The 6,166-nt window shown below is 72.6% G+C and carries 7 protein-coding genes and 1 pseudogene; 6 read left to right on the top strand and 2 right to left on the bottom strand.

Features of this window, described 5'->3' with window-relative positions:
* Window positions 1–51 (bottom strand): hypothetical protein (locus ABZ885_RS33525; protein WP_360197182.1); only part of this gene is annotated, 51 nt, incomplete at its 3' end.
* A gap of 87 nt (window positions 52–138) precedes the next feature.
* Between ABZ885_RS33525 and ABZ885_RS33520 the strand changes: the two are divergent.
* From ABZ885_RS33520 to ABZ885_RS33510, 3 genes and pseudogenes are all read left to right on the top strand, one after another.
* Window positions 139–1,053, top strand: a pseudogene (locus tag ABZ885_RS33520) (HAMP domain-containing sensor histidine kinase); the annotation flags it as partial.
* 257 nt (window positions 1,054–1,310) lie between these two features.
* Window positions 1,311–2,294: an acyl-ACP desaturase gene (locus ABZ885_RS33515; protein WP_360197177.1), complete on the top strand. Its 984-nt coding sequence runs from the start codon at window positions 1,311–1,313 to the stop codon at window positions 2,292–2,294.
* Window positions 2,295–2,861: 567 nt separating this feature from the next.
* Window positions 2,862–3,161 carry a DUF4193 domain-containing protein gene (locus tag ABZ885_RS33510; RefSeq protein WP_148642658.1) on the top strand — a complete coding sequence of 100 codons (300 nt, stop codon included), beginning with the start codon at window positions 2,862–2,864 and terminating at the stop codon, window positions 3,159–3,161.
* Window positions 3,162–3,462: 301 nt separating this feature from the next.
* Here ABZ885_RS33510 and ABZ885_RS33505 read toward each other — a convergent pair whose 3' ends face one another.
* On the bottom strand, window positions 3,463–3,912 hold the full coding sequence (locus ABZ885_RS33505; RefSeq protein WP_360197174.1) for a DUF3093 domain-containing protein: 450 nt from the start codon (window positions 3,910–3,912) through the stop codon (window positions 3,463–3,465).
* A 174-nt stretch (window positions 3,913–4,086) separates the two neighbouring features.
* Here ABZ885_RS33505 and ABZ885_RS33500 point away from each other — a divergent pair, with 174 nt between their 5' ends.
* From ABZ885_RS33500 to ABZ885_RS33490, 3 genes are all read left to right on the top strand, one after another.
* Window positions 4,087–4,665, top strand: a complete 579-nt coding sequence (locus ABZ885_RS33500; RefSeq protein WP_360197180.1) for a PaaI family thioesterase — start codon at window positions 4,087–4,089, stop codon at window positions 4,663–4,665.
* Window positions 4,662–5,129: a dUTP diphosphatase gene (gene dut / locus ABZ885_RS33495; RefSeq protein ID WP_360197171.1), complete on the top strand. Its 468-nt coding sequence runs from the start codon at window positions 4,662–4,664 to the stop codon at window positions 5,127–5,129. Before ABZ885_RS33500 ends, dut begins: the two co-directional genes overlap by 4 nt.
* Before the next feature lie 69 nt (window positions 5,130–5,198).
* Entirely contained in the window at window positions 5,199–5,999 is an 801-nt protein-coding gene (locus ABZ885_RS33490; RefSeq protein ID WP_360197168.1) for a DUF3710 domain-containing protein, read from the top strand.
* The last annotated feature ends 167 nt before the right edge of the window (window positions 6,000–6,166 follow it).

Here is a 6,166-nt window from a genome sequence, read left to right as displayed (position 1 = left end):
GGCGTACAGCGTGAGATAGCCGTCCGGCCTCATCTCGGCGTACGCGCCCACGGGGACGCTGCACCCCCCGTGGAGCTCGGCGAGCAGGGCCCGCTGGCCGACCGCCTGGGCGCCCTGCAGACCGGCCAGTCCAACGGCGCCCTCAACACCCTGCTGCGCAAGTCCCTCACGGTGCTGGTCTGCCTCGCCGTGATCGCCTTCGTGCTCGGCTACGCGCTGGCCGGCCGGGTGCTGCGCCCGCTCGGCCGGATCACCCGCACCGCCCGCGAGGTCGCCTCCTCCGACCTGCACCGGCGGATCGAGCTGGACGGCCCGGACGACGAGCTCAAGGAGCTCGCCGACACCTTCGACGACATGCTCGACCGGCTGGACCGCTCGTTCGACTCCCAACGCCGTTTCGTCGCCAACGCCTCGCACGAGTTGCGCACCCCGTTGGCGATCAACCGGACCCTGCTGGAGGTCCAGCTCTCCGACCCGGCCGCCTCGCCCGACCTCCAGCAGCTCGGCAAGACCCTGCTGGCCACCAACGAGCGCAGCGAGCAGCTGGTCGAGGGCCTGCTGCTGCTCGCCCGCAGCGAGAACGAGCTGACCGACCGCCGTGCGGTGGAGCTTTCCGAGGTCGCCACCCGGGCGCTGGAACAGACCCGGGCCGAGGCCGGGAAGCGCGAGGTCGAGCTGCGTTCCGAGCTGTACCCGGCCACGGTCGGCGGCAACGGCGTGCTGCTGGAGCGGCTCGCGCTCAACCTGCTGCAGAACGCGGTGCGCTACAACGTCGCCGGCGGCTGGGTGGAGATCACCACGGCGCTGGTGCCCGGCGGTGCGGGCGAGCTGGTGGTCTCCAACACCGGCCCGGTCGTCCCCGGCTACGAGCTGGAGCACATCTTCGAGCCGTTCCGCCGCGTCAAGGGCGCCGACCGCACCCGCAGCGACAAGGGCGTCGGACTCGGGCTCTCGATCGTCCGCTCGGTGGTCCGGGCGCACGGAGGCACCATCGAGGCCACCCCGCGTCCCGGCGGGGGGCTCACCATGCGGGTGCGCGTTCCGGGCGCCTGAGCGGCCCCCAGGGCCCTCCTCGCCGCCACTACGCCGTCCGGGTGGTCCCGCGCTCCGTGCGCCGACCATCCCCAGCCGCCCCCGTCAGGCCTGTCAAGACGACATAAGGCCTGGCGGGGGCGGCTTGTCTTTTCCGGCCCGGGCAACTTACGGTGTCGTAACCTACGCAACCGTAGGTGAATGCCGACCGTGCGTCCCCGACGTGCCCGCCCAACGCGCCCGTCCCGCGCGTGCCCGTTCCCCCCAGGAGCAAGACCGTGACCATCGCCCCCGTGCAGCGCACCGCCTCGCTCGGTTCGAGCGCCTGGACCGACGCGCGCCTGATCATGGCCCTCGAAGAGGTGGTGGAGAAGGAGCTCAACCGCCACCTCCAGGTCGCCAAGGACTGGATGCCCCACGAGTTCATCCCGTGGAGCCAGGGCCGCGACTTCGACGGCGTGCTGGGCGGCGAGGCCTGGTCCGTGGAGCAGTCCCAGGTGACCCCGCTCGGCCGGGTCTCGCTGGTGGTCAACCTGCTCACCGAGGACAACCTCCCCAGCTACCACCACGAGATCGCGACCATGTTCGGCCGCGAGGGCGCCTGGGGCACCTGGGTGCACCGCTGGACCGCCGAGGAGGGGCGGCACGGCATAGCCATCCGCGACTTCCTGCTCGCCACCCGGGCCGTCGACCCGAACGAGCTGGAGCGGGCCCGGATGAGCCACATGTCGGAGGGCTTCGAGTCCGACAACGCGCACAGCATGCTGCACTCGGTGGCCTACGTGGCGTTCCAGGAGCTCGCCACCCGCATCTCGCACCGCAACACCGGCCACCACGCCGGCGACCCGCTCTGCGACCAGCTGCTCGCGAAGATCGCGAACGACGAGAACCTGCACATGGTCTTCTACCGGAACCTGCTGAAGGCCGCGCTGGAGATCGCCCCCGACCAGGCCATGCGGGCCATCGCCGACGTGGTCACCGACTTCCGGATGCCCGGCCACGGCATCCCCGGCTTCGAGCGGGCCGCCGCCCAGATCGCCATCGGCGGCGTCTACAACCTGCGCATCCACCACGACGACGTGCTGCAGCCGGTGCTGCGCCACCTCAGGGTCATGGAGATCACCGGCCTCGGTCCGGAGGGCCTGCGGGCCCAGGACGAGCTCGGCGTCTTCCTCGGCGGGCTGGACGCGCAGGCGACCAGGTTCGACGAGCGCCAGGCCGCCCTGCTGGCCCGCCGGGCCGCGCGGCAGGCCGCCCAGTAGCGGCCCGCCCGGGGCGTCCGGGGCCGTCCGCCCCCGGACCCGCCGCGCGACCACCCGCCGGAAGCGGCCGGACACGAACCGCGGCGCACCGCGGGCGACGGATCCGGCCGCTCCGCTTGGGTGGATTTTCCGCGGTTTGCCCCGGAAGATTCGGAACGTGAGCAAGGTCACACCGTGTCGCGGTGCGGGTCGGCCCGACCCCGGAGTGTGATCATGGCGATCGGCGCCCCGGTCGCCGTCCGTGAGGGAAGCGGCAGGCCGGGCGACTCCGCCGGATGGGCGGGCACCCATGGCGGGCAAGGGAATTGGCGGATGTTCGTGTAGCCGCCGATCACTGTGCGTGGCGGATGCGCGGCCCCGATCGCGGCCCGGTGATGGCCCAGCGTGAGGCCTCCCGCCCGCGAGCGGATCACCCCAACGGACCCCTGGCTGAGTGTCGATTGAGTAACAGGGCTTGAAGTAAGGCAAAATCTCCGCCTCGGGTCGGGCACAAGACCGACCCCCCATGCGTTACGTGCGCTGGAGATACCGCACACACCGCACAACCCGGAGGGGGAGAGCGAAAAAATGGCAACGGACTACGACACCCCACGCAAGACCGATGACGACCTCAACGAGGACAGCATCGAGGAACTGAAGGCTCGGCGGAACGAGAAGACCGGCAGCTCGGTCGACGTCGACGAGTTCGAGGCGGCCGAGGGCCTGGAGCTCCCCGGCGCGGACCTCTCGAACGAGGAGCTCTCCGTCCGGGTGCTGCCGCGCCAGGCCGACGAGTTCACCTGCATGAGCTGCTTCCTGGTGCACCACCGCAGCCAGCTGTACAGCGAGAAGAACGGCAACCCGATCTGCCGGGACTGCGGCGCCTGAGAACGAGGGCGGCCATGGTCCGGGCCTCGCATCCAGCGAGACCGGCACACCGTCCCTTCCGGCCCCGGGCAGCGGGGCCGGACGGCAGCTCCGGCGACCGCCGAGGCGGACGCACCGGCACTACGGAGTTACGGAGCACCAGCGCAACACCCTGTACCGCGCGTCGTGCCGCACCCGGAGCGGCACCTCGTGCCGTACGGAGAAGAGAGGGACGGTCCCGCACCGCGGAACCGTCCCTCTCCGTTTTCCGGGGCCCTGTGGCCGGCGTGCCCCGTGTGCCGGGCGGGTCGCGCGCCCCGCGTCAGGTGCGGGCGCCGCGGCGCGCCGCGTCCAGCGCCTCGGCCAGCTTCATCGGTGACCGCGTCGACAGGTAGAGGTACGGCGTCGGGTCGGCCGGGTCGCTCACCTCGATCCGCAGCGCGGTCGGGACGTAGCTGCGCAGCAGCATGAAGGCGCGCGGGTCCGCGTCCCGGCCGCGCCAGGCCACCGCCTCGGCGGGGCCGAGCGGGTGCGCGGCGCCGAGGGCGTCGACCGGGATCCGGGCCTGGCCCGCGACCAGCGAGCCCTGCACCACGCGGATCCGGGCGGAGCCGTAGCTGCTGATCGCGGCCGCGCCGGCGGCGATGCCGACCACCAGCCCGACCAGCGCGCCCACCGCGCTGAGACGCAGCAGGATCAACGCGAGCGTGAGCCCGATCGCGACCGGGAGCAACCACCAGGAGCGCGGCACGGTGAGGCGTTCGTCGTACATGCCCCCATTGTGGTCGCCGTAACGGGCGCCCGGGGACGGCACCCCCGGTCCCGCCCGTGCTACCGGTCGGTAGGGTTGGGCGCCGTGACCGGTTCCACCGCCCCCGCCTCCCCGTCCGCCGTGACGGCGCCGCGCACCGCACCGGCCCCGTCCGCCCCGACGGCCCCCACGCCGATGCCGCTCCCGCCGACCACGCCGCCGCCGGACGCCGTCCTGCCGCCGCGCGCCCCCGAGGCCCCGGCCCCGGGCACCCGGCTCGGCTCCCACTACGAGCACTGCTTCGGCTGCGGCCCGCAGCACCCCGGCGGCCTGCGGATCGACGCGGTGGCCGGCGAGGGGCTCGACGTCACCGCCGAACTCCTGGTGCGCGACGTCCACCAGGGCGGCCCCGGCCTGGCCCACGGCGGCCTGCTGACCACCGTGATGGACGAGACGCTCGGCACGCTGAACTGGATGCTGCACGCCCCCGCCGTCACCGGCCGGCTGGAGACCGACTTCCTCTGCCCCGTCCCGGTCGGCTCCCTGCTGCACGTGCGCGCCTGGGTCACCGGTGTGCACGGGCGCAAGATCTACAGCGCCGGCGAGGCGCGGATCGGCGGCCCGGACGGACCGGTCGCGGTGAGGGCGCAGGCACTCTTCATCGAGGTGAAGCTGGAACACTTCACCAAGCACGGTCGTCCCGAGGACATCGGGAAGGTCCTCGACGACCCGGATCTGATGAAGCGCGCCCGAGCCTTTGAGGTGAACCCTTGAGCAGCACCCCCCGCCCGCCCGTCGACGTTCTGATCAGGCGCATCGACGCCGAGCTGCCGCTGCCCGCGTACGCGCAGCCCGGCGACGCCGGCGCCGACCTGCGGACCACCGTCGACGCCGAGCTGGCCCCCGGCGAGCGCGCCGTCCTGCCCACCGGCATCGCCATCGCGCTGCCGGACGGCTACGCGGCGTTCGTCCACCCCCGGTCCGGGCTGGCAGCTCGTTGCGGAGTTGCCCTCGTGAACGCCCCGGGGACGGTCGATGCCGGGTACCGTGGAGAGATCAAGGTGATCGTCGTCAACCTGGACCCGCGCGAGGCGGTCGGCTTCCGCCGCGGGGACCGGATCGCCCAGCTGGTCATCCAGCAGGTCGAGAAGGCCCGCTTCCACGAGGTGGCCGAACTGCCCGGGTCGGCACGAGCCGAGGGCGGGTTCGGGTCGACCGGCGGCCACGCCGCGGTCTAGGCTGCCCGCGGCCTCGCAGGAAGCCGAGCAGGTATTCGCATCGGTCTTGGACCGGGAAGGACAGTGACCGTGTTCCGTCGTCGCCAGAAGAGCGAGGACGCTGTCGAGCAGCTCGCCGACGACGCCATCAGCGCCGACGAGACGGCCGATGACGTCGAAGGTTCCGCCGAGAGCGAGAACGTGACCGAGCTGGACCCGGCCGACCGGGTCGGGCTGCCGCCGGCTCCGCGTCCGGACGGTCCCTGGGACTACTCCGAGCTGGAGAAGCCGGAGGAGGGCCGGGTGGACCTCGGGGGTCTGCTGGTCCCCGGTGTCGAGGGCATGGAGCTGCGTGTCGAGGTGGCCGGCGACGCGATCGTCGCCGCGACCCTGGTCCTCGGCAACAGTGCCATCCAGCTCCAGGCCTTCGCGGCCCCCAAGTCCGAGGGCATCTGGAGCGAGGTCCGCGAGGAGATCGCCAACGGCATCACCTCGCAGGGCGGCCTCATCGAGGAGGAGGAGGGCCCGCTCGGCTGGCACCTCCGCGCCCAGGTCCCCGTACAGCTGCCGGACGGCACCCAGGGTGTCCAGCTGGTGCGCTTCGTCGGGTGCGACGGGCCGCGCTGGTTCCTCCGCGGTGTGATCTCGGGCCAGGCCGCCGTGCAGCCCGAGATGGCCGGGATCCTGGAGCAGGTCTTCCAGCAGACGGTCGTCGTCCGCGGTGAGAGCCCGATGGCGCCCCGCGACCCGATCGTTCTGAAGCTCCCCGAGGACGCGCAGATGGTCGCCGACGGTGGCGGGGCAGCCGCCGCCGGCGAGGGCGACAACCGCTTCGGCGGCAACGCGCTCGACCCGTTCGCGCGCGGCCCGGAGATCACCGAGGTCCGCTGAGCAGACGGCTCCGATCGCCTCATCGCCCCCGCCCGGACCCCGGGCGGGGGCGATTTGCATGTGACGGGCCGGTCCCCGTACAGTTCCGGAGTCGCCGCGAGAGAGCGGGGACAAGCGGAAAGCAAATCCGATGGGAATGAAGCTCCGGAAAACGGGGCGGAAAACAT

The organism is Kitasatospora sp. NPDC047058, assembly GCF_040643935.1.
GTDB lineage: Bacteria > Actinomycetota > Actinomycetes > Streptomycetales > Streptomycetaceae > Kitasatospora.
This window is presented reverse-complemented; position numbering and strand designations above follow the sequence as displayed.

What these genes read in the sequence shown, in the direction of transcription:
- ABZ885_RS33505 (WP_360197174.1), bottom strand. Translation starts at nt 3,912, where the DNA reads ATGTACGACGAACGCCTCACCGTGCCGCGCTCCTGGTGGTTGCTCCCG.
- ABZ885_RS33510 (WP_148642658.1), top strand. Translation starts at nt 2,862, where the DNA reads ATGGCAACGGACTACGACACCCCACGCAAGACCGATGACGACCTCAAC.
- ABZ885_RS33500 (WP_360197180.1), top strand. Translation starts at nt 4,087, where the DNA reads ATGCCGCTCCCGCCGACCACGCCGCCGCCGGACGCCGTCCTGCCGCCG.